This is a genomic window from Ensifer sp. R1-3, from assembly GCF_056739175.1.
The window spans coordinates 643,684-660,103 of sequence record NZ_CP096515.1 but is presented as its reverse complement, the minus strand read 5'-3'; the positions used below and the strand labels follow the sequence as shown (position 1 = coordinate 660,103).

The following is a 16,420-nucleotide window of genomic DNA, read 5'->3' as shown; positions in this document are numbered from 1 at the left end:
TGATGGGTGGGCGCATACCCCTTTCGCGAGGCTAAATCCAGCGGCGGGCATATGCATCCGGTAGTCGATTTAGCCTAATGCTACCAAGGCGCCGGACCGGTACGGGTCTTAATGCGCCAACGGCTGGCGCATCTTAGACACTCGGTCTGCGGTCGCTACCATTGCAGTGCCTCGAGCGTACGTCTTTCGCTGCTTCAGATCGGGACCGCGCAAGCGCCACTCTAACGCCTTGAAGTGCTGCATAATTTTGCAGGCGGCAGATTCCGAACCGCGGAATAATGCGCTACCGCTGTCGCATGGGAGCATTTACGCGGGGCGCCGTCGTTTTTCATCATATGCGACGTCGCTTTCAACAAGAGATTTTTAGGTGTAGCCCGCTAAGGATTGGGCAACGCGTCCGGATTGTGCCATCTCTCGTGCCACCCGTGCGAAATGACTGTGCCAGGAACCGAGGAACCCAACTATGGCAGACGATGAAATCATTCTCGAGGACCTTTCCGACGAGGAACTCGTGCAGCAGATGCATGACGACCTCTATGACGGTCTCAAGGAGGAAATCGAGGAAGGGACGCGCATCCTCCTCAAGCGTGGCTGGACGCCTTACGACGTCCTGACCCAGGCCCTGGTCGAAGGCATGCGCATCGTCGGCATCGATTTCCGCGACGGCATTCTCTTCGTCCCGGAAGTGCTGCTTTCGGCCAATGCGATGAAGGCCGGCATGTTCATCCTGCGCCCGTTGCTCGTCGAAACCGGTGCCCCGAAGCTCGGTAAGATGGTGATCGGCACGGTCAAGGGCGACATCCACGACATCGGCAAGAACCTCGTCGGCATGATGATGGAAGGCGCCGGCTTCGACGTCGTCGACCTCGGCATCAACAATCCGGTCGAGAACTACCTCGAAGCGCTCGAGCGTGAGAAGCCGGACATCCTCGGCATGTCTGCCCTGCTCACGACGACCATGCCCTATATGAAGGTCGTCATCGATACGATGAAGGAAAAGGGATTGCGCGACGAATACGTCGTCCTCGTCGGCGGTGCACCGCTCAACGAGGAATTCGGCAAGGCCGTCGGGGCCGACGCCTATTGCCGCGATGCCGCCGTCGCCGTCGAGACCGCCAAGGACTACATGAAGCGCAAGCACAATCAGCTCGCAGCCGGCTGAGACGATCTGACATGAAAAAAGCCGGCTGCCCGTGTGAAACGAGCAGCCGGCTTTTTGTTTTTCGGAAAGAGCACTTACCGGGTGCCGTCAGTTGGCGGCCTTGGCGACCCGTTGGCCGGCTCCCTGTGTCGCGTTGACTGCGTTTGCAGTATCCTGTCCTGCGCCGCGGATCGTATTTGCGCAGGAACTCAGGGCTGCCAGCGCTATCAGAACGGCTCCGATGGTCGCGATGGATTTTGTCGTCATGACCGTGATTCCTTTGTGTTGATGCAAGGCGGAATAAAGATGGAAAACGCAACGTCGGCAAGAGAACGTGCACAACCGAAGAAAGTTCATGTCATTGGTTGCGGCGCGATCGCGCGCGAAATTCTTGCCGTCTGCGCGGCCAACGGGCTCGACCACATCGAGCTCAACTGTCTGCCGGCCATCTGGCACAACACGCCGGAGAAGATCACTCCGGGCCTGCGTGAGGCTATCACCCGGGCGCGCGCCAACGGTTTCGAGCGCATCTTCATCGCCTATGCCGATTGCGGCACCGGCGGGCTTATCGACCGACTCTGCGAAGAGGAAGGGGTGACGCGCATCCCGGGTCCGCATTGCTACTCGTTCTTCGCCGGAAACGCGGATTTCGCAGCCCGCTGGGACGATGACATCACAGCTTTCTTCCTGACGGATTTCCTTGCCCGGCAGTTCGAAGCCTTCGTCATCGAGCCGCTCGGCCTCGACCGGCACCCGGAACTGCGCGACATGTATTTCGGCCACTACCGCAAGCTCGTCTATCTCTCCCAGCAGGAGGACGCCGCGTTGCAGGAAAAAGCCCGGCGCGCCGCCGTTACTCTCGGGCTCGAATATGAGTACCGTTATACCGGCTATGGCGATCTTACGACATCGCTGATCGAGGTTTGATCCACTCTCTCCGGTCCCGGCACTCACGCCTCGTCGGCGGTGCGATGGCCCCGCGATCCTTCGGGATCGTGTGCAGGGCACAGCTTAAGGCTGTGCTAACGTATTGACGGCATATTTCCTGCGCTGACCTGCCGCGCAGCGCACCTCAAATCCCATCTGGCGCAAATTCTTGTCGCGATCCGCTGATGTGTAACGTGAAATCTGAAAAAGGGGCGCTGTCGAGCGCCGAGCACAAGGGACGCATCGTCGTGGTGACCGCCGGAGGCGACAATGCGAACATCATGATCAACGCATTGGCTGCGCGCTTCACGAATGTTGCAGTTTTGCAGGAGGAGCCGGAATCGAAGGCGCTCTTCGTCAAGCGGCGTGCGCGCAAACTCGGATGGGTAATGGCACTCGGGCAACTTGCGACGATGTTCGTCTCCCGCATCGGCAAGCGCTTCACCCGGCGTCGGGCAGCCGAGATTCTTCGCGAGAATGATGCGTCCGCCGCGCCCAACCGGACGGTGCCCGTCCACCGCGTTGACTCGATCAACGACGCTGACGGCCATGCAATGCTTCAGCTACTGAAACCCGCCGTCCTCTTCCTAATCAGTTGCCGCATGTTGAAGCCGGAAACGCTTGCTGCCGTCAATTGTCCGATTCTGAATTTCCATGCCGGCATCAACCCGCAATATCGCGGCTTGATGGGAGGCTACTGGGCGCTGGCCAACAACGATCCCGAGAATTTCGGCGCGACCGTTCATCTCGTCGACGAAGGCGTCGACACCGGCGGCATCCTCTATCAATCGCGGCAGGCGCCGCGCCGCGCCGACACGATCCACACCTACCCCCTTCTCCAGACGGCCGCCTCAACCGACATCGCCATCCGTGCGGTCGAGGACGCCCTTGCCGGGAAACTGCGCCCGATCGCCATCGCGGCCCCGTCGCGGCAGTGGTACCATCCCCCGGTCTGGACTTGGTTCTGGAATGGCCTGCGGCACGGCAGGTGGTAGACAGAGGGACCTGCCTGCTACTGCGCCCCCGCGCTCAAGACCCGATGGGTCGCCCGGTCGACGGCATGGCCAGTTTGCGTGCTGTCTTCCCTGAATCCCCGTGCCGTGTTGGCGCAGGACGAAGCGAAGATCAGGATTAGAACTGCAATTACGGTCTTCGACATGACACCCTCGGAGACAGCCCGGCAATCCAAGAAAAGATGATGCATGCCTGCGAGAAATCAAGCGTGGTGGGAATCTTGTCTTTAGCCGACAGATGAGAGAATATTAGCTATTCTTCATATCAAGTCCGGTGATCGGAGAACGTCATGACCGGCAGATCATCGATCGTCGCAGCCGCACTCGCCCTTTTGACGATGGCAGGCTGCATGAGCAGCCAGTCGGCCCGGAACAGCAACAGCCCTCAACAAAGCGGCGGCTCCGGCGAAAGCGCCGGTAGCGGCAGCATGGGCGGTTCCGGCGGCGGCAGCTCCGGCTACTGAGCGGATCTCGGTCGGATCTGAAGTCATCGTCCGGTGAAAGAAGGACCGGCTGTCCCTCCGTGCGTTGCCGGAGGGACAATGCTCGACGACCTCAGTAGTAAGGCGAATAGCACTGCTGTCTTGGGCCGCCATAGGGCTGGTAGGAATTGTCCGCAGCGCGGTACGAGCGGTAGCGGTCATAGCACCAGTTTACGTGGCTGGCAGGCAATCCCGGCGCCGCATAGCGTGGCTCTGCGTAACGCGGCTGGGCGATGGCGCCGCCGATGATCATACCGGCACCGAAGGCTCCCAGTGGATACCACCAGCCGTCGTTGTGCCGGCGGTAACCGTGGCGGCGATAGTTGTAGCCGCGATGCCCGTTATACCAGCCGTGTCGATGGCCGTGCCGGCGCCAGCCGTGCCGCGGGCGATGCCGGTGACCATGCCAGCCGCGGTGGTCGACCATCTGCACGTCGCTCGTCTGCGACACCGGAACGGTTGGGACGGGCATGGCTTGCGCAGGCGCATAGCCGGTGAAAGCCGTCACAGCCGCGAGGAACAGGATCCCAATCTTCTTCATCTCCACACCTATCTGTTCGAATAGGTCAGAGCTTTTGCCGCCGGCCAGGTGAACGCGCAGTGAATGCAAGATTCATGATATTCTTAAGGACCATCCGAAGGGCCGGTGCACGCGTGTTCCCGGTCCTTTGTCGCCGCCGATAAGGCAGGCATTTCGCCGCGCCGGCGCAAGCGGCGCGCTCCGCGAGCGCAAGGTTCGGATGCGTGATTGTGCAGCGTCGTTTTTGGACATATCGGACGTCGTGGCAAGGTGAGCCACGGCGCGTGGACATGCGCATTGTCGCCCTTATAGGAGAACAGGAATCCGATGGCAGACCGCATTATCGTCTACTGGCGCGATATCCCCGCGCAAGTCATCATCAAGCAGGGCCGCAAGACCGCCAAGCGCGAGCTCTCGCTGCGCTTCACCGAGGCGATCGACATGTGCGCCATGCGCACCGGCGCCGCCGAGACCGACGACTACCTTGCCGAATGGCGCAAGGCCGATCCCGTTCCAGTCTCCGACGACCTCGAGACGGAAGCCGACAGGGCGGCGGCCGAATTGGAAGCCGCCTATGACCGGGAGCGCCTCGTCGCACTCGTCAAGGCCGGAGGCCGGGACAATGCCTGACCCGAAGGTCGTGACCGGTAACGCCCAGTCCGCCAGGAAGGCGGCGACGGGCGCCTATACACCCCAGGGCGTGTCGCCCAGCCGCCGCTCGCGCCACAAATACACGGTGCGTCTCTGGGCCGTACGCAATTCGCGTTTCCTCGAGTGGTTCTACAACCGTTTCGCCGACATGTTCCTGCTTCTCCATCCTCTATGGAACGCAATTGGCTACAACCGGGTTGAAAGGCCCGTGACCTTCGTCGAGCGCCACGTCAAGGGCTTCCTCTTCGACTGTCGCATGTGCGGGCAGTGCGCACTGTCCTCAACCGGCATGTCGTGCCCCATGAACTGTCCGAAGCAGCTCAGGAACGGGCCCTGCGGCGGCGTACGGGCAAACGGCAATTGCGAAGTCGAGCCGGACATGCCCTGTGTCTGGGTGCAGGCGTGGAAGGGCTCGCAGAACATGGTGAAGGGTGATGCGATCATGAACGTGCAGAAGCCGGTCAACCAGTCGCTGCGCGAAACCTCGTCCTGGTTGCGGGTAACGGCCGAGGCCGCGGCCGCCCGCGAAGCGGCGAAGAAGGAAGGCCCGCAGCAATGAGCCCGGACATCAATCCCCACGATCCAGGCGCACCGCTCGATCCCCTGCCCGGCCATTCCTCGCGCGGGCGGTTGGAGCGCGTGCTGCGTCGCGGCGAGTTCGCAGTGACGGCCGAGCTCAATCCGCCGGACAGCGCCGATCCCCAGGACGTCTACGAGCGCGCGGCAATCTTCGACGGATGGGTGGACGGCATCAACGCGGTCGACGCTTCGGGCGCCAACTGCCACATGTCATCCGTCGGCATCTGCGCGCTCCTGACGCGCATGGGCTATGCGCCGATCATGCAGATCGCCTGCCGCGACAAGAACCGCATCGCGATTCAGGGGGACGTGCTCGGCGCCTCGGCCATGGGCGTCCAGAACATCATGTGCCTCACCGGCGACGGCGTGCAGGCGGGCGATCAGCCCGGGGCCAAGCCGGTTTTCGATCTCGACTGCATGTCCCTGCTCGAGACGGTGCGCATCATGCGCGACAATTCCAAGTTCCTTTCGGGCCGCAAGCTGACGACGCCGCCCCAGGTATTCCTCGGAGCAGCGATCAACCCCTTCGCTCCGCCCTATGATTTCCGCCCCTATCGCCTCGCCAAGAAGATCGAAGCCGGCGCACAGTTCGTGCAGAGCCAGTATTGCTTCGACGTTCCGATGTTTCGCGAATACATGAAGAAGGTGCGCGATCTCGGTCTTCACGAGAGGTGCTACATCCTGGTGGGCGTTGGGCCGATGGCATCCGCCAAGACTGCCCGCTGGATCCGCTCCAATGTTCCGGGCATCCACATTCCGGACAGCATCATCAAACGGCTCGAGGGCGCCCAGGACCAGAAAAAGGAAGGTAAGCAACTCTGCATCGACATCATGAACGAGGTGAAGGAGATCGAGGGCGTCTCCGGCGTCCACGTCATGGCCTATCGCCAGGAGGAATATGTTGCCGAAATCGTCCATGAATCAGGTGTCCTGAGGGGCCGTAAACCCTGGACGCGCGAAGCCGCGCCGACCGACGCGCTGGTTGCCGAGCGGCTGGAACATATCCGCGAAGGCAAAGAAGAAAATCAGCAGCAGATGGCCGAGGCCGCCGCGCACCACCCGCATTGAGACAAAGCCGTGATCGGCGGCTTTAGCAGAGGATAACCGGCGCTCCTGCTCGTCCAGCGCCTTACAAACACAGAACGGCCCTATTACATAGGCCAACGCTCAAGGTTCAGAGGATCTTATATGACCCGCACCATCGTCGCCTCCGCCACACGCGAGATCATCATCGGCTTCGACCAGCCCTTCTGCGTCATCGGCGAACGCATCAATCCGACCGGCCGTAAGAAGCTCGCCGCCGAGATGATCGAGGGCAACTTCGACACCGTGATCAAGGATGCGCTGGAGCAGGTTGCCGCCGGCGCGACGATGCTCGACGTCAATGCGGGCGTGACGGCCGTCGACCCGAACGAGACCGAGCCGCCGCTCCTCGTCAAGACGCTGGAGATCGTTCAGGGCCTCGTCGACGTGCCGCTGTCGATCGACAGTTCGGTTACCGCCGCCATCGAAGCCGGCCTGCGCGTTGCAAAGGGCCGCCCGCTCGTCAATTCGGTGACCGGCGAGGAGGAAAAGCTCGAAGCGATCCTGCCGCTCTGCAAGAAATACGACGTTCCGGTGGTGGCGATCTCCAATGACGAGACCGGCATTTCGATGGACCCGGACGTCCGCTTCGCGGTCGCCAAGAAGATCGTCGAGCGCGCCGCCGATTACGGCATCAAGCCGCACGATATCGTCGTCGATCCGCTCGTCATGCCCATCGGCGCACTGGGATCTGCGGGGCAGCAGGTCTTCGCGCTGCTTCGCCGCCTTCGCGAAGAGCTCAAGGTCAACACCACCTGCGGCCTCTCCAACATCTCCTTCGGCCTGCCGCACCGCCACGGCATCAACGCCGGCTTCATCCCCATGGTTATCGGCGCCGGTATGACCTCGGCCATCATGAACCCCTGCCGTCCGCAGGAGATGGAGGCGGTTCGAGCCGCAAACGTGCTTAACGGCACCGACCCGAACTGCACAAACTGGATCATGACCTATCGCGACCACAAGCCGGCCGAAGGCGGCCATGCCGTCGCCGCTGCGGCAGCACCGGCGGGTGCCGGCGGGCGGCGCGGCGGACGCGCGGCGCGCGCCGGCGTCGCACGGGCGGAGTAAAAATGGCCAAGCACCACTCCTTCGCCAGCGACCTGGCGGCACTCTGGTTTCAGGCTCCGATGGTCATCGCCGCGCGTACGCAGGCCATGGCCGTCGCCGCTATCACCGGCTCGGCAACCGACTATGTCGAGGCAAGCCGGATGGTGACTGAAAAAATGGCGGCCGTCGCCGAAAGCGTCGTCGCCGCCAATGTCGCCCTGGTGAAGGAAGGAATGAATGCGGCCGCGGCACTTGCTGCCGGAAAGCCGGGCTCTGCCGCCGCGCACAACCGGATAGCGGCGGCCGCAGTTCGGCCCTATGCCAAGCGCGTGCGGGCAAACGCCCGCCGGCTCGCGAAATAAACTGCTGGCGAGACAGAAAATGTTGAACGTGCCCTCGAAGGACGAAAAGAACGATCCGCTGGTGCTCTTCATGCCCTCCGGCAAACGCGGCCGTTTCCCCGTCGGTACGCCGATCCTCGACGCCGCACGTTCGCTCGGGGTCTATGTCGAAAGCGTCTGTGGCGGCCGCGCCACCTGCGGACGTTGCCAGGTTTCCGTCCAGGAAGGCAATTTCGCCAAGCACAAGATCGTTTCGTCCAGCGACCATATCTCGCCGATCGGTCCCAAGGAGCAGCGTTACGCGAGCGTGCGCGAATTGCCGGACGGGCGGCGGCTGTCCTGTTCGTCCCAGATTCTCGGCGATCTCGTCATCGACGTCCCGCAGGACACCGTCATCAACGCGCAGGTGGTGCGCAAGGCCGCAAGCGATCGTGTAATCGAGCGCAACGCGGCGGTGCAACTGTGCTATGTCGAGATCGACGAACCGGACATGCATAAGCCGCTCGGCGATCTCGATCGGATGAAGGCCGTCCTGGAAAAGGACTGGGGTTGGAAGGACCTTCTGATCGCCCCCCACCTGATCCCCCAGGTCCAAGGCATATTGCGCAAGGGCAATTGGGCCGTGACTGCGGCGATCCACCGCGACATGGACTCCTCCCGTCCCTTCATTGTCGCTCTCTGGCCGGGATTGAAGAACGAGGCCTATGGCGTCGCCTGCGACATTGGCTCGACGACGATCGCGATGCATCTCGTATCGCTGCTCTCCGGACGCATCGTGGCCTCCTCCGGCACATCGAATCCGCAGATCCGCTTCGGTGAGGATCTGATGAGCCGCGTCTCCTATGTGATGATGAATCCGGATGGCCGCGAGGCGATGACCAAGGCGGTCCGCGAAGCGTTGAACGGCCTGATCGGCAAGGTCTGCGCTGAGGGCGAGGTCGACCGCCACGACATTCTCGACATGGTCGTCGTCGCCAATCCGATCATGCATCACCTGTTCCTCGGGATCGATCCGACGGAGCTCGGACAGGCGCCATTCGCGCTGGCCGTATCCGGCGCCTTGCAATATTGGGCGCACGAAATCGACATAGAGGTCAATCGCGGCGCGCGCCTTTATATGCTCCCCTGCATCGCCGGCCATGTCGGAGCGGACGCCGCGGGTGCGACGCTTTCCGAAGGGCCGCATCGTCAGGACAAGATGATGCTGCTCGTCGATGTCGGCACCAATGCCGAGATCGTGCTCGGCAACAGGGAGCGCGTCGTCGCCGCCTCATCGCCGACCGGCCCGGCCTTCGAGGGGGCAGAGATCTCCTCCGGTCAACGAGCCGCACCCGGAGCGATCGAGCGCGTCCGCATCGATCCCGAGACGCTGGAGCCGCGGTTCCGGGTAATCGGCGTCGACAAATGGTCGAATGAAGAAGGCTTCGCCGAGGCAGCTGCAGCAGTCGGTGTCACAGGAATCTGTGGCTCGGCGATCATCGAAGTCGTCGCGGAGATGTACCTCACCGGCATCATTTCGCAGGACGGCGTCGTCGACGGCGCTATGGTCGCGAAGAGCCCGCGCATCATCCCGAACGGCCGCACCTTCTCCTATCTGCTCCACGAAGGCGAACAGCGCATCACCGTGACGCAGAACGACATCAGAGCGATCCAGCTCGCCAAGTCGGCGCTTTATGCCGGCATCAAGCTGCTCATGGAGAAACAAGGTGTCGATCACGTCGACACGATCCGTTTTGCCGGTGCCTTCGGCTCGTTCATCGATCCGAAATATGCCATGGTGCTCGGCCTGATCCCCGATTGCGACCTCACTGAGGTGAAGGCGGTCGGCAATGCCGCCGGCACAGGCGCGCTGATGGCGCTCCTCAATCGCGGTCACCGCCGCGAGATCGAGCAAACAGTGAGGAAAATCGAGAAGATAGAGACGGCGCTTGAATCGAAGTTTCAGGAGCATTTCGTCAACGCCATGGCGATGCCGAACAAGGTGGATGCCTTCCCGAAACTCGCCGAAGTGGTTACCCTGCCGGCGCGCAAGTCATTGACCGATGACGGTGGCGAAGGAAGCGGCCGCAGGCGGCGACGCAGCAGGGAGTAGTCCGTCTCACCGCTTCGAATAGCCGAACCTTGTGTCGACGGCCAAGGAGATCCGATGAAAAGCGGCTGCAATCCTGGACGGATCGTCATCCTCAACGGGGCGCCACGATCCGGCAAGTCGAGCATAGCCGAGGCGATCCAGGAGACATTCGACGGACCATGGATGAACCTTGGCGTCGACGCCTACATGGAGCGAGTAATGCCTCGCCGCTACCTGCCGGGTATCGGGTTGCGGCCCGGCGGTGAATTACCTGAAATCGAAGCGCTCGTACCTCTCTTCTACGCTGCCCTCTACGAGTCCGTTGCCGCGCATAGCCGGCTGGGTCTGAACGTTGTCGCCGATGTCGGGCATCACGACGCCTATGGCGAACCGCGCCATATCCTTCCCGACTGCGCTCGCCGGCTTCTCGGCCTTCCCGTCCTCTTTGTCGGGGTGCGGTGTCCGGTCGAGACGATAATGGAGCGACGCAATCGCGGCCAGCCCGGTCGCGAAGGCGGCTACCTCACCGGTAGCGAGGCAGAGCCTGTTCCGCGCCAGGTGCTCGCATGGCAGCGAGAGGTGCATCGCCCCGGTATCTACGATCTCGCAGTCGACACGTCCATGATGACGCCTGACGAATGCGCCGCGCTCATCCGCAAGCGGCTCGAAGCAGAGCCCATGGCTCCGACGGCATTCCAACGGCTGGCCAGAATGGCCAGCATTTCGCAGCCGGATTAAGGTCTGTTGAGCTTCGGGATACCCGCCGCGGCCTGCTTGATTTCCTCATCCCTACGCGTCCGGGAACCCGCGTGAACTCAAGCTGCTGCCTTCTCCACATAGGACGCCAACAGGCCGCCCCAGCCATTCTCCGAATCGAAAATGCCGCGCATTTCCTTGGCCTTCACGCCGTATTTTTCAAGATGGCGGTGCTCGAGAATGACAGTTGTGCCACCTTCCCCATTTGCCTCGAACAGGACCTCCACTTCGGTATGCAGGCCGGGATCGTAGTCGAAATCGGCGTTGAGCTGCCAGTCGAAGAGAATTCGGTTCGGTCGGTCGCAAGCGATGACACGCCCCCACTCGCACTCCTCTCCCGCGTTGCCGATCTCGTACCAGCGGCCACCCGCGACGGCCTCTACCACAACCGTCTTTTGGCCGGACTGCGTGAGGCTGTGGCCCTTGATCCACCACGTCCCCATTCCGCTGACGAAAACGTCGAACGCCTGCTGCGGCGATGTACGCACCGTAACCGACTTGCGGACCGGTGCCGGCTCGATCATGTTCATGAGATCCTCCTCCCGTGAGATCGCGATAAGGTTACTCTTCGGCTTCTTCGGAACGCTCGGCCCCCTCGGCCGCCTGCTTGAACGCGGCGAGCTGATCATCCCAGAATCGGTCGAGCCATTTCCTGAGCGGCCCCAGCCCGTTCGGATCGATCGAATAGATTCGCCGCGCACCCGACGGCACGTCGCGCACGAGGTGTGCCTCCTTCAGTATCTTCAAATGCTGTGAGATCGCCGGCTGTGAAACCGGCATCGCCCGGGCGATCTCGGCGACCGACTGCCGCCGCTCGGCCACCTTCTCGAAGATGGCACGGCGCGTTGGATCGGCAAGGGCAATAAAGGCTCTGTCCTGATCATAAGTCATAGCTTATTATAAGCCATAACTTATCATCGTCCACCCCAATTTCAGCGCGACGTTTGCTTCTCGGGTCGTTTGGCGGTCCCGGGAAGCCGCTTGCGCAATTATGCCGCCTGCATCCGCAGCTCGGCGAAGGCAGCCCGAACATGCTCCGCGACCGCCAGAACCGGCGCCGGCGCATCTTCGATGACCTTGAGGCCGATGTTGTAGTGACCGAGATCCGGCAGGCCGTCACGCTCGCCGAGCTGGACCATCTCGCCCTGGACGAGGTAGCGCGGCAGCGGCGCGATCGCGAGCCCGGCGAGAACAGCCGCACGCTGTCCGGTGGTATAGGCGCTCAAAAAGGCGACGCGGAACTTGCGGCCCGCATGCGACAGCTTCTCGACCGCATCGGCACGCCAGACGCAGCCGTCCTCCCACATGGAAACCGGAAGAGGATCGCGCAGATGCGCGTTCCCGCATTTCGCACCTGCCCAGACCAGTTTCTCCTGCATCAGGATTTCGGCGCCCTTGGCAGATTCCTCGGAAAGGCTGTTGAACACGGCGATGTCCAGGCGGTGCTCGTCGACCCGCTTGCGCATCGCGTTGCTCATGCCGATCGAAACGTCGATGGTGACGTTCGGATACGTCTCGGCAAAGCGCTTCAATACATCAGGCAGGATTCGCTCGCCGACATCCTCCGGCGCACCGACCCGCACCACACCGTTCATGTCGGGCAACAGGAAGCGGGACACCGTCTCGTTATTGAGCGACAGAAGCCGCCGGGCATAGCCGAGCAGGAGCTCGCCCTTCGGCGTCAGCGACACCGAGCGGGCGTCGCGCAGGAACAACGTGCAGCCAAGCATTTCCTCGAGCTTCTTGATCTGCATCGAAACCGCCGAAGGCGTGCGGTAGACCGTCTCCGCGGCGGTCGTAAAGTTACCGGTCTCGGCAATGGCGACGAAAGTCTTGAGCACGTCCATTTCGAGCAGCGGAAGCGCGTGGCGCATCATCATGTTCATGGCGGCATCCTCGATCAGAAAAACTGAAAGATAGCTTAACTTCATTTCGTTTGATTGAACATCACGCATGCGCGATAGTCAAGCTGCAAGGGACGGAAACGCCCTGAACCAGAAGGAGAAGGCTATGTCCGCTCTGACGTTGGCGATCAATAATGGCGCCCCTCATGAAAGACCGGCCCCGAGCGCCGCACCCACCGATCGGGCGCCCAGGCAGGCTCGATCCATCGATGAGGGGGACATCGTTCTGGCGATGCTGTGGCATGCCCGATCTCTTATTGAACTGATTGCCGAGCGGCGGCGTGCCGGCAATCTGGTCAGGAATCGGGTGGAAACACGCCGGCAATTGGCGAGACTTCCAGCCAGGGTGCGAAACGACCTGTTACCCGCGGAACAGCAGCCGATCAGAGCATCCGATAGAAAGGCTATAGCGGGCGAAATCAATCACGATGTTTGATGAATTACATCAAACATATTCGTTTGAATGATCAATCGCGTTGCACCATAACGTCCATGGTCGCGACCTTTTGAGGAACTCAGAAGGAACCAGCAATGTCTATGAACGAGCATTCGTCATCCGCATCGAGCCAGGGTCTTGCAGCCCTGCCCGGACTTTTCAACCTGCGGGCCCGTGCCTGGGCAGCCTGGAAGCGGCACCGCAACGAACGTGTCCTGGAGAACCTCTCCTACGACACGTTGAAGGATATCGGCTTCCCCTCCGTCGATGATGCAGTACATAAGACGGACCAATGATTAAAGACTGCAGATGCCACCCTCCCGGCATTGACCGCAAGACCAAACTATAAGGGCATTCCCGCAACGGAATGCCCTTCTTGTTTCGAGGGAGCGCTAAACAGTCGCCGTCAGCAGTGCTCCCTACTCGAAGAATCCCTTCGGCGTCTTGCCCTTCAGAAATGGTTCGACGAACGCATGAAGCAACTCGGGCTGGCTGATGACGGCGGTATGCGACGTCGCCGGGAGGACGGCAAGGCGCGAGGCGGGCAGCGGTTTGCCCATGTCGCCCATGACGCCCCCGCCGAGCAGCCGGAACAGAGCGACCGAATGTTCGAGCGTCGCCACGTCCGCATCGCCGGTGATGATCAAAACCGGGGTTTTCAGCGCCCTGACGTCCGCTTCCCATGCCATCGGCTCCTTCTCCAGCGCGATCAGCTTCCTGACGAGTTCGGGAAAACCGTTGGGATTGGCCGCGAGCTTGCGATAGTCCTCGGCAAACGGCATGTTGACGAACATCTCGACCGACATCTGGGGAATGAAGGCCTTGAACGCCGGCTGCCAGCCCTCGGCATCATAGGCGACGGAGGCGGCGGCGAGTTTGTCGACTTTTTCCGGGTGGCGGACGGCAAGCTGCAGACCGGCAGCCGCACCCATGGAGTAGCCGAAGACATCGGCCTTTTCGATCTTCACGGCATCCATGAAGGCCGCGACATCATCGGCCAGATTGGGATAGGTGATCGGCCGGTCGATATCCGTGGTGCGGCCGTGGCCCTGGAACTCGATCGCATAGACCTTGTGGGTCTCGGCGAGCTTCGGGATGATCGTACCCATCGAGGGGATGTTCATGTAGGCGCCGTGCAGCACGATGAGCGGGTCGCCCTCGCCCGAGACTTCGTAATACATTTCCATGCCGTTGACCTTGACCCGATTGCCCGCCGGTTCGGATCGGGCAAGCGTGGCGCCCGCAACAAGCAGGGTCGCGGCAATCAGTGCGATGCGGAACATCGGTCTTCTCCTCGGTTTGCGGCCGGCCTATGCCGGTTTCGATGATAAGACGAGCGGGGCTCCCGGTCTCCGACATTGATCAACGCAATTTTTTCAGCAATGCGCCCGGCCTGTGACTGCCTTTGCTCGGACGAGCCTCGCCTCCTGGTAAAATTTGCAGCTGGCGTCAGCGGTATGTTTTTGCTTTCGTGAAAGCGGCCCGTGCCAAGAACTCCCAGCAGATCGGTAATCCTCATGAGTGAAAGTGAAGCCCAATTGCCGGTGATCCATTTTGCGGACGCAAAGACCTTCGAAACGTGGATCGCGGAGCAAGGCTCCGATTGCAAAGGGCTCTGGGTGAAATTCGCCAAGAAAGCGTCCGGGATAGCAAGCATCACGCCGAGGGAGGCGCTCGATGTGGCGCTCTGTTACGGCTGGATCGACGGTCAGCGTATTGGATCCGACAGCGACTTTTACCTGAACAAATACACGCCGCGCCGTGCGCGCAGCCGATGGTCGCAGGTGAATTGCGCTCGGGCGACCGAATTGATCGCCGAGGGGCGCATGACGCCGCGCGGCCTTGCCGAAGTTGAACGCGCCAGGACCGACGGCCGATGGGATGCCGCCGCGCCACCGCCGAGCAAGGCGACCGTTCCTGACGATCTTCACGATGCGCTCGCGCAGAATGCAGCCGCTAAGATGCTGTTCGACGAACTCGACAGCCGAAATCGCTACGCAATCCTCTTCCGCATTCACGACGCGAAGAAGAGCGAGACGCGCGCCGCGCGCATCGAAAAATATGTCGGCATGCTCGCCCGGGGCGAGACGCCCTATCCGCGGCGCAAGGCGCGATAGATCGACCTGCCTCTCAGGCCGCCAGCGGCTCGACCTCGACCGTCACGTGCGAAAGCTCGTGGATGTGCTCGAGCTTGCGGCGGTAGGTCGACGGGCTTTGCGGATTCTTCGTCACCAGCGAAACGATGGCACCGTGGTGGCCGGGCCCAAGCTGCCACACGTGCAGATCGGTGATCCGATCCCCGTCCCGCTCGATCGCCGCGCGTATTTCGTCCGGCAGGTCCTCGCCCGGCGGGATGTAATCGAGCAGCACGCTGCCGCTGTCCCGTATCAGGCCCCATGACCAGCGGGCAATCACCAGCGCGCCGACGATGCCCATCATCGGATCGAGCCATATCCAGCCATAGACGCTGCCGGCTGCAAGCGCGACGATCGCGAGGACCGAGGTGAGCGCGTCCGCCAGCACATGCAGGTAGGCAGCACGCAGGTTGTTGTCCCGGCCGTGGGCCGAGACGCTATGGTGGTGCTCGTGATGGTGATGATGGCCGTGGTGGTGGTGATGGTGACCGTGGTGGTGATGTGAATGATCCTCGCGAAGCAGCCAGGCACAGGCGAGATTGACCGCAAGTCCGAGCACGGCCACCGAAATGGCCTGCGGAAAACTGATCGCCACCGGATTGGCAAGGCGCAGAAGGCTTTCCCAGCCTATCAGCAGAGCGATCAAGGCAAGTACGATCGCGCTTGAGAAACCGGCGAGATCGCCAAGCTTGCCCGTACCGAAGGTAAAGCGCGGGTTGCGGGCGTTGCGCCGGGCATAGAGATAGGCAAGCGCCGCGATGAGCAGGGCGGCGGCGTGCGTCGACATATGCCAGCCGTCGGCGACCAACGCCATGGAACCGTAAAAGGTACCCGCGGCGATCTCCGCGACCATCATTCCCGCAGTCAGTGCGATGACGAACCAGGTGCGCCTTTCGTTGCGCTGGTGATTGTCGCCGAGGAATACATGTTCATGGCCTGTGGGCGCCGGTGAATGGGTTTCGCTCATTTCAGGTATCTCCTGACGATTTCGATCAGTTCGGCAGCGCCCTCTTCGCGCTCTCCCTGGGTTTCGTGGCCGGCTACGTGCCCGCGAATATGATCTTCTATCAGCTCGATCGTCAGCCCGTTGACCGCACCACGCACGGAGGCGACGAGGTTGAGAATATCGCCGCAGGGCTGGCGGGCTTCGAGCGCACGCTCGACCGCCTCCATCTGCCCCTTTAGCCGACGGACACGGGCGAGCAACTTTTCCTGATCTCTGATCGTATGGGACATAGCATAGGGGGGTACCCTATTTTAAACGCCCATGCAAGCCGCACCGTCGCTGCGTTGCATTGGAGACAGGCCCTGAAGCTGCGCGCTCTCCAATGCGT

The 16,420-nt window shown here is 61.8% G+C and carries 23 protein-coding genes; 14 read left to right on the top strand and 9 right to left on the bottom strand.

The genetic code is table 11. The features are described 5' to 3' along the window. Window positions 1-463 precede the first annotated feature (463 nt). A complete protein-coding gene (locus M1D43_RS03230) occupies window positions 464-1,162 on the top strand; it encodes a corrinoid protein (protein WP_013844598.1) in 699 nt (232 codons plus the stop codon). A gap of 87 nt (window positions 1,163-1,249) precedes the next feature. On the opposite strand, the gene M1D43_RS03225 is transcribed toward M1D43_RS03230, so the two are convergent. Then, window positions 1,250-1,408: an entericidin domain-containing protein gene (locus M1D43_RS03225; protein WP_003530686.1), complete on the bottom strand. Its 159-nt coding sequence runs from the start codon at window positions 1,406-1,408 to the stop codon at window positions 1,250-1,252. 39 nt (window positions 1,409-1,447) lie between these two features. On the opposite strand from M1D43_RS03225, the gene M1D43_RS03220 reads away from it, so the two are divergent. Then, a complete protein-coding gene (locus M1D43_RS03220) occupies window positions 1,448-2,068 on the top strand; it encodes a DUF1638 domain-containing protein (RefSeq protein ID WP_003530684.1) in 621 nt (206 codons plus the stop codon). A 185-nt stretch (window positions 2,069-2,253) separates the two neighbouring features. After that, window positions 2,254-3,063 carry a formyl transferase gene (locus M1D43_RS03215; RefSeq protein ID WP_153313380.1) on the top strand — a complete coding sequence of 270 codons (810 nt, stop codon included), beginning with the start codon at window positions 2,254-2,256 and terminating at the stop codon, window positions 3,061-3,063. Between the two features lie 17 nt (window positions 3,064-3,080). On the opposite strand, the gene M1D43_RS03210 is transcribed toward M1D43_RS03215, so the two are convergent. Next, window positions 3,081-3,227, bottom strand: a complete 147-nt coding sequence (locus M1D43_RS03210; RefSeq protein ID WP_033048769.1) for an entericidin — start codon at window positions 3,225-3,227, stop codon at window positions 3,081-3,083. A gap of 144 nt (window positions 3,228-3,371) precedes the next feature. On the opposite strand from M1D43_RS03210, the gene M1D43_RS03205 reads away from it, so the two are divergent. Continuing rightward, on the top strand, window positions 3,372-3,545 hold the full coding sequence (locus M1D43_RS03205) for a hypothetical protein (protein ID WP_127540215.1): 174 nt from the start codon (window positions 3,372-3,374) through the stop codon (window positions 3,543-3,545). 91 nt (window positions 3,546-3,636) lie between these two features. Here M1D43_RS03205 and M1D43_RS03200 read toward each other — a convergent pair whose 3' ends face one another. Further along, the gene (locus tag M1D43_RS03200) at window positions 3,637-4,104 is read right to left on the bottom strand and encodes a BA14K family protein (RefSeq protein ID WP_033048767.1); all 468 of its coding nucleotides are present in this window, start codon (window positions 4,102-4,104) and stop codon (window positions 3,637-3,639) included. A 306-nt stretch (window positions 4,105-4,410) separates the two neighbouring features. Here M1D43_RS03200 and M1D43_RS03195 point away from each other — a divergent pair, with 306 nt between their 5' ends. The 7 genes from M1D43_RS03195 (at window position 4,411) to M1D43_RS03165 (ending at window position 10,593) form a co-directional block, all read left to right on the top strand. Next, window positions 4,411-4,713 carry a virulence factor gene (locus M1D43_RS03195; RefSeq protein ID WP_028011899.1) on the top strand — a complete coding sequence of 101 codons (303 nt, stop codon included), beginning with the start codon at window positions 4,411-4,413 and terminating at the stop codon, window positions 4,711-4,713. Next, window positions 4,706-5,293 carry a methylenetetrahydrofolate reductase C-terminal domain-containing protein gene (locus M1D43_RS03190; RefSeq protein WP_003530675.1) on the top strand — a complete coding sequence of 196 codons (588 nt, stop codon included), beginning with the start codon at window positions 4,706-4,708 and terminating at the stop codon, window positions 5,291-5,293. The genes M1D43_RS03195 and M1D43_RS03190 overlap by 8 nt, the downstream gene beginning before the upstream one ends. Beyond that, window positions 5,290-6,381, top strand: a complete 1,092-nt coding sequence (locus M1D43_RS03185; protein ID WP_003530674.1) for a methylenetetrahydrofolate reductase — start codon at window positions 5,290-5,292, stop codon at window positions 6,379-6,381. Before M1D43_RS03190 ends, M1D43_RS03185 begins: the two co-directional genes overlap by 4 nt. 120 nt (window positions 6,382-6,501) lie before the next feature. Then, a complete protein-coding gene (locus M1D43_RS03180; RefSeq protein ID WP_010969617.1) occupies window positions 6,502-7,464 on the top strand; it encodes a methyltetrahydrofolate cobalamin methyltransferase in 963 nt (320 codons plus the stop codon). 2 nt (window positions 7,465-7,466) lie between these two features. Further along, a complete protein-coding gene (locus tag M1D43_RS03175; RefSeq protein ID WP_003530669.1) occupies window positions 7,467-7,805 on the top strand; it encodes a hypothetical protein in 339 nt (112 codons plus the stop codon). Window positions 7,806-7,824: 19 nt separating this feature from the next. Continuing rightward, window positions 7,825-9,876 (top strand): ASKHA domain-containing protein, encoded by a 2,052-nt coding sequence (locus M1D43_RS03170; RefSeq protein ID WP_003530667.1) that lies wholly within the window; start codon window positions 7,825-7,827, stop codon window positions 9,874-9,876. A 54-nt stretch (window positions 9,877-9,930) separates the two neighbouring features. Then, on the top strand, window positions 9,931-10,593 hold the full coding sequence (locus tag M1D43_RS03165; protein WP_153313381.1) for a phosphotransferase-like protein: 663 nt from the start codon (window positions 9,931-9,933) through the stop codon (window positions 10,591-10,593). Window positions 10,594-10,670: 77 nt separating this feature from the next. Here the strand turns inward: M1D43_RS03165 and M1D43_RS03160 are convergent, their stop codons facing one another. From M1D43_RS03160 to M1D43_RS03150, 3 genes are all read right to left on the bottom strand, one after another. Beyond that, window positions 10,671-11,141: an SRPBCC family protein gene (locus M1D43_RS03160; protein WP_027989330.1), complete on the bottom strand. Its 471-nt coding sequence runs from the start codon at window positions 11,139-11,141 to the stop codon at window positions 10,671-10,673. A 31-nt stretch (window positions 11,142-11,172) separates the two neighbouring features. After that, a complete protein-coding gene (locus M1D43_RS03155) occupies window positions 11,173-11,502 on the bottom strand; it encodes an ArsR/SmtB family transcription factor (protein ID WP_003530664.1) in 330 nt (109 codons plus the stop codon). Window positions 11,503-11,600: 98 nt separating this feature from the next. After that, entirely contained in the window at window positions 11,601-12,497 is an 897-nt protein-coding gene (locus M1D43_RS03150) for a LysR substrate-binding domain-containing protein (RefSeq protein WP_153313382.1), read from the bottom strand. A 67-nt stretch (window positions 12,498-12,564) separates the two neighbouring features. Between M1D43_RS03150 and M1D43_RS03145 the strand changes: the two genes are divergently transcribed. Together M1D43_RS03145 and M1D43_RS03140 are read left to right on the top strand one after the other, a co-directional pair. Beyond that, window positions 12,565-12,951 carry a hypothetical protein gene (locus M1D43_RS03145; protein ID WP_017266499.1) on the top strand — a complete coding sequence of 129 codons (387 nt, stop codon included), beginning with the start codon at window positions 12,565-12,567 and terminating at the stop codon, window positions 12,949-12,951. A 95-nt stretch (window positions 12,952-13,046) separates the two neighbouring features. Further along, on the top strand, window positions 13,047-13,247 hold the full coding sequence (locus tag M1D43_RS03140) for a hypothetical protein (RefSeq protein ID WP_010969622.1): 201 nt from the start codon (window positions 13,047-13,049) through the stop codon (window positions 13,245-13,247). A gap of 123 nt (window positions 13,248-13,370) precedes the next feature. Here the strand turns inward: M1D43_RS03140 and M1D43_RS03135 are convergent, their stop codons facing one another. After that, window positions 13,371-14,234 carry an alpha/beta fold hydrolase gene (locus tag M1D43_RS03135; protein ID WP_153313383.1) on the bottom strand — a complete coding sequence of 288 codons (864 nt, stop codon included), beginning with the start codon at window positions 14,232-14,234 and terminating at the stop codon, window positions 13,371-13,373. A 234-nt stretch (window positions 14,235-14,468) separates the two neighbouring features. Between M1D43_RS03135 and M1D43_RS03130 the strand changes: the two genes are divergently transcribed. Then, window positions 14,469-15,068, top strand: coding sequence for a YdeI/OmpD-associated family protein (locus tag M1D43_RS03130; RefSeq protein WP_153313384.1), 600 nt, complete (start codon window positions 14,469-14,471; stop codon window positions 15,066-15,068). A 13-nt stretch (window positions 15,069-15,081) separates the two neighbouring features. Here the strand turns inward: M1D43_RS03130 and dmeF are convergent, their stop codons facing one another. Beyond that, window positions 15,082-16,053, bottom strand: a complete 972-nt coding sequence (gene dmeF / locus M1D43_RS03125; RefSeq protein WP_027989333.1) for a CDF family Co(II)/Ni(II) efflux transporter DmeF — start codon at window positions 16,051-16,053, stop codon at window positions 15,082-15,084. Continuing rightward, the gene (locus tag M1D43_RS03120; protein ID WP_003530653.1) at window positions 16,050-16,322 is read right to left on the bottom strand and encodes a metal/formaldehyde-sensitive transcriptional repressor; all 273 of its coding nucleotides are present in this window, start codon (window positions 16,320-16,322) and stop codon (window positions 16,050-16,052) included. The genes dmeF and M1D43_RS03120 overlap by 4 nt, the downstream gene beginning before the upstream one ends. Window positions 16,323-16,420 lie beyond the last annotated feature (98 nt).

What these genes read in the sequence shown, in the direction of transcription:
- M1D43_RS03230 (WP_013844598.1), top strand. Translation starts at nt 464, where the DNA reads ATGGCAGACGATGAAATCATTCTCGAGGACCTTTCCGACGAGGAACTC.
- M1D43_RS03225 (WP_003530686.1), bottom strand. Translation starts at nt 1,408, where the DNA reads ATGACGACAAAATCCATCGCGACCATCGGAGCCGTTCTGATAGCGCTG.
- M1D43_RS03220 (WP_003530684.1), top strand. Translation starts at nt 1,448, where the DNA reads ATGGAAAACGCAACGTCGGCAAGAGAACGTGCACAACCGAAGAAAGTT.
- M1D43_RS03215 (WP_153313380.1), top strand. Translation starts at nt 2,254, where the DNA reads ATGTGTAACGTGAAATCTGAAAAAGGGGCGCTGTCGAGCGCCGAGCAC.
- M1D43_RS03210 (WP_033048769.1), bottom strand. Translation starts at nt 3,227, where the DNA reads ATGTCGAAGACCGTAATTGCAGTTCTAATCCTGATCTTCGCTTCGTCC.
- M1D43_RS03205 (WP_127540215.1), top strand. Translation starts at nt 3,372, where the DNA reads ATGACCGGCAGATCATCGATCGTCGCAGCCGCACTCGCCCTTTTGACG.
- M1D43_RS03200 (WP_033048767.1), bottom strand. Translation starts at nt 4,104, where the DNA reads ATGAAGAAGATTGGGATCCTGTTCCTCGCGGCTGTGACGGCTTTCACC.
- M1D43_RS03195 (WP_028011899.1), top strand. Translation starts at nt 4,411, where the DNA reads ATGGCAGACCGCATTATCGTCTACTGGCGCGATATCCCCGCGCAAGTC.
- M1D43_RS03190 (WP_003530675.1), top strand. Translation starts at nt 4,706, where the DNA reads ATGCCTGACCCGAAGGTCGTGACCGGTAACGCCCAGTCCGCCAGGAAG.
- M1D43_RS03185 (WP_003530674.1), top strand. Translation starts at nt 5,290, where the DNA reads ATGAGCCCGGACATCAATCCCCACGATCCAGGCGCACCGCTCGATCCC.
- M1D43_RS03180 (WP_010969617.1), top strand. Translation starts at nt 6,502, where the DNA reads ATGACCCGCACCATCGTCGCCTCCGCCACACGCGAGATCATCATCGGC.
- M1D43_RS03175 (WP_003530669.1), top strand. Translation starts at nt 7,467, where the DNA reads ATGGCCAAGCACCACTCCTTCGCCAGCGACCTGGCGGCACTCTGGTTT.
- M1D43_RS03170 (WP_003530667.1), top strand. Translation starts at nt 7,825, where the DNA reads ATGTTGAACGTGCCCTCGAAGGACGAAAAGAACGATCCGCTGGTGCTC.
- M1D43_RS03165 (WP_153313381.1), top strand. Translation starts at nt 9,931, where the DNA reads ATGAAAAGCGGCTGCAATCCTGGACGGATCGTCATCCTCAACGGGGCG.
- M1D43_RS03160 (WP_027989330.1), bottom strand. Translation starts at nt 11,141, where the DNA reads ATGAACATGATCGAGCCGGCACCGGTCCGCAAGTCGGTTACGGTGCGT.
- M1D43_RS03155 (WP_003530664.1), bottom strand. Translation starts at nt 11,502, where the DNA reads ATGACTTATGATCAGGACAGAGCCTTTATTGCCCTTGCCGATCCAACG.
- M1D43_RS03150 (WP_153313382.1), bottom strand. Translation starts at nt 12,497, where the DNA reads ATGAACATGATGATGCGCCACGCGCTTCCGCTGCTCGAAATGGACGTG.
- M1D43_RS03145 (WP_017266499.1), top strand. Translation starts at nt 12,565, where the DNA reads ATGCGCGATAGTCAAGCTGCAAGGGACGGAAACGCCCTGAACCAGAAG.
- M1D43_RS03140 (WP_010969622.1), top strand. Translation starts at nt 13,047, where the DNA reads ATGTCTATGAACGAGCATTCGTCATCCGCATCGAGCCAGGGTCTTGCA.
- M1D43_RS03135 (WP_153313383.1), bottom strand. Translation starts at nt 14,234, where the DNA reads ATGTTCCGCATCGCACTGATTGCCGCGACCCTGCTTGTTGCGGGCGCC.
- M1D43_RS03130 (WP_153313384.1), top strand. Translation starts at nt 14,469, where the DNA reads ATGAGTGAAAGTGAAGCCCAATTGCCGGTGATCCATTTTGCGGACGCA.
- dmeF (WP_027989333.1), bottom strand. Translation starts at nt 16,053, where the DNA reads ATGAGCGAAACCCATTCACCGGCGCCCACAGGCCATGAACATGTATTC.
- M1D43_RS03120 (WP_003530653.1), bottom strand. Translation starts at nt 16,322, where the DNA reads ATGTCCCATACGATCAGAGATCAGGAAAAGTTGCTCGCCCGTGTCCGT.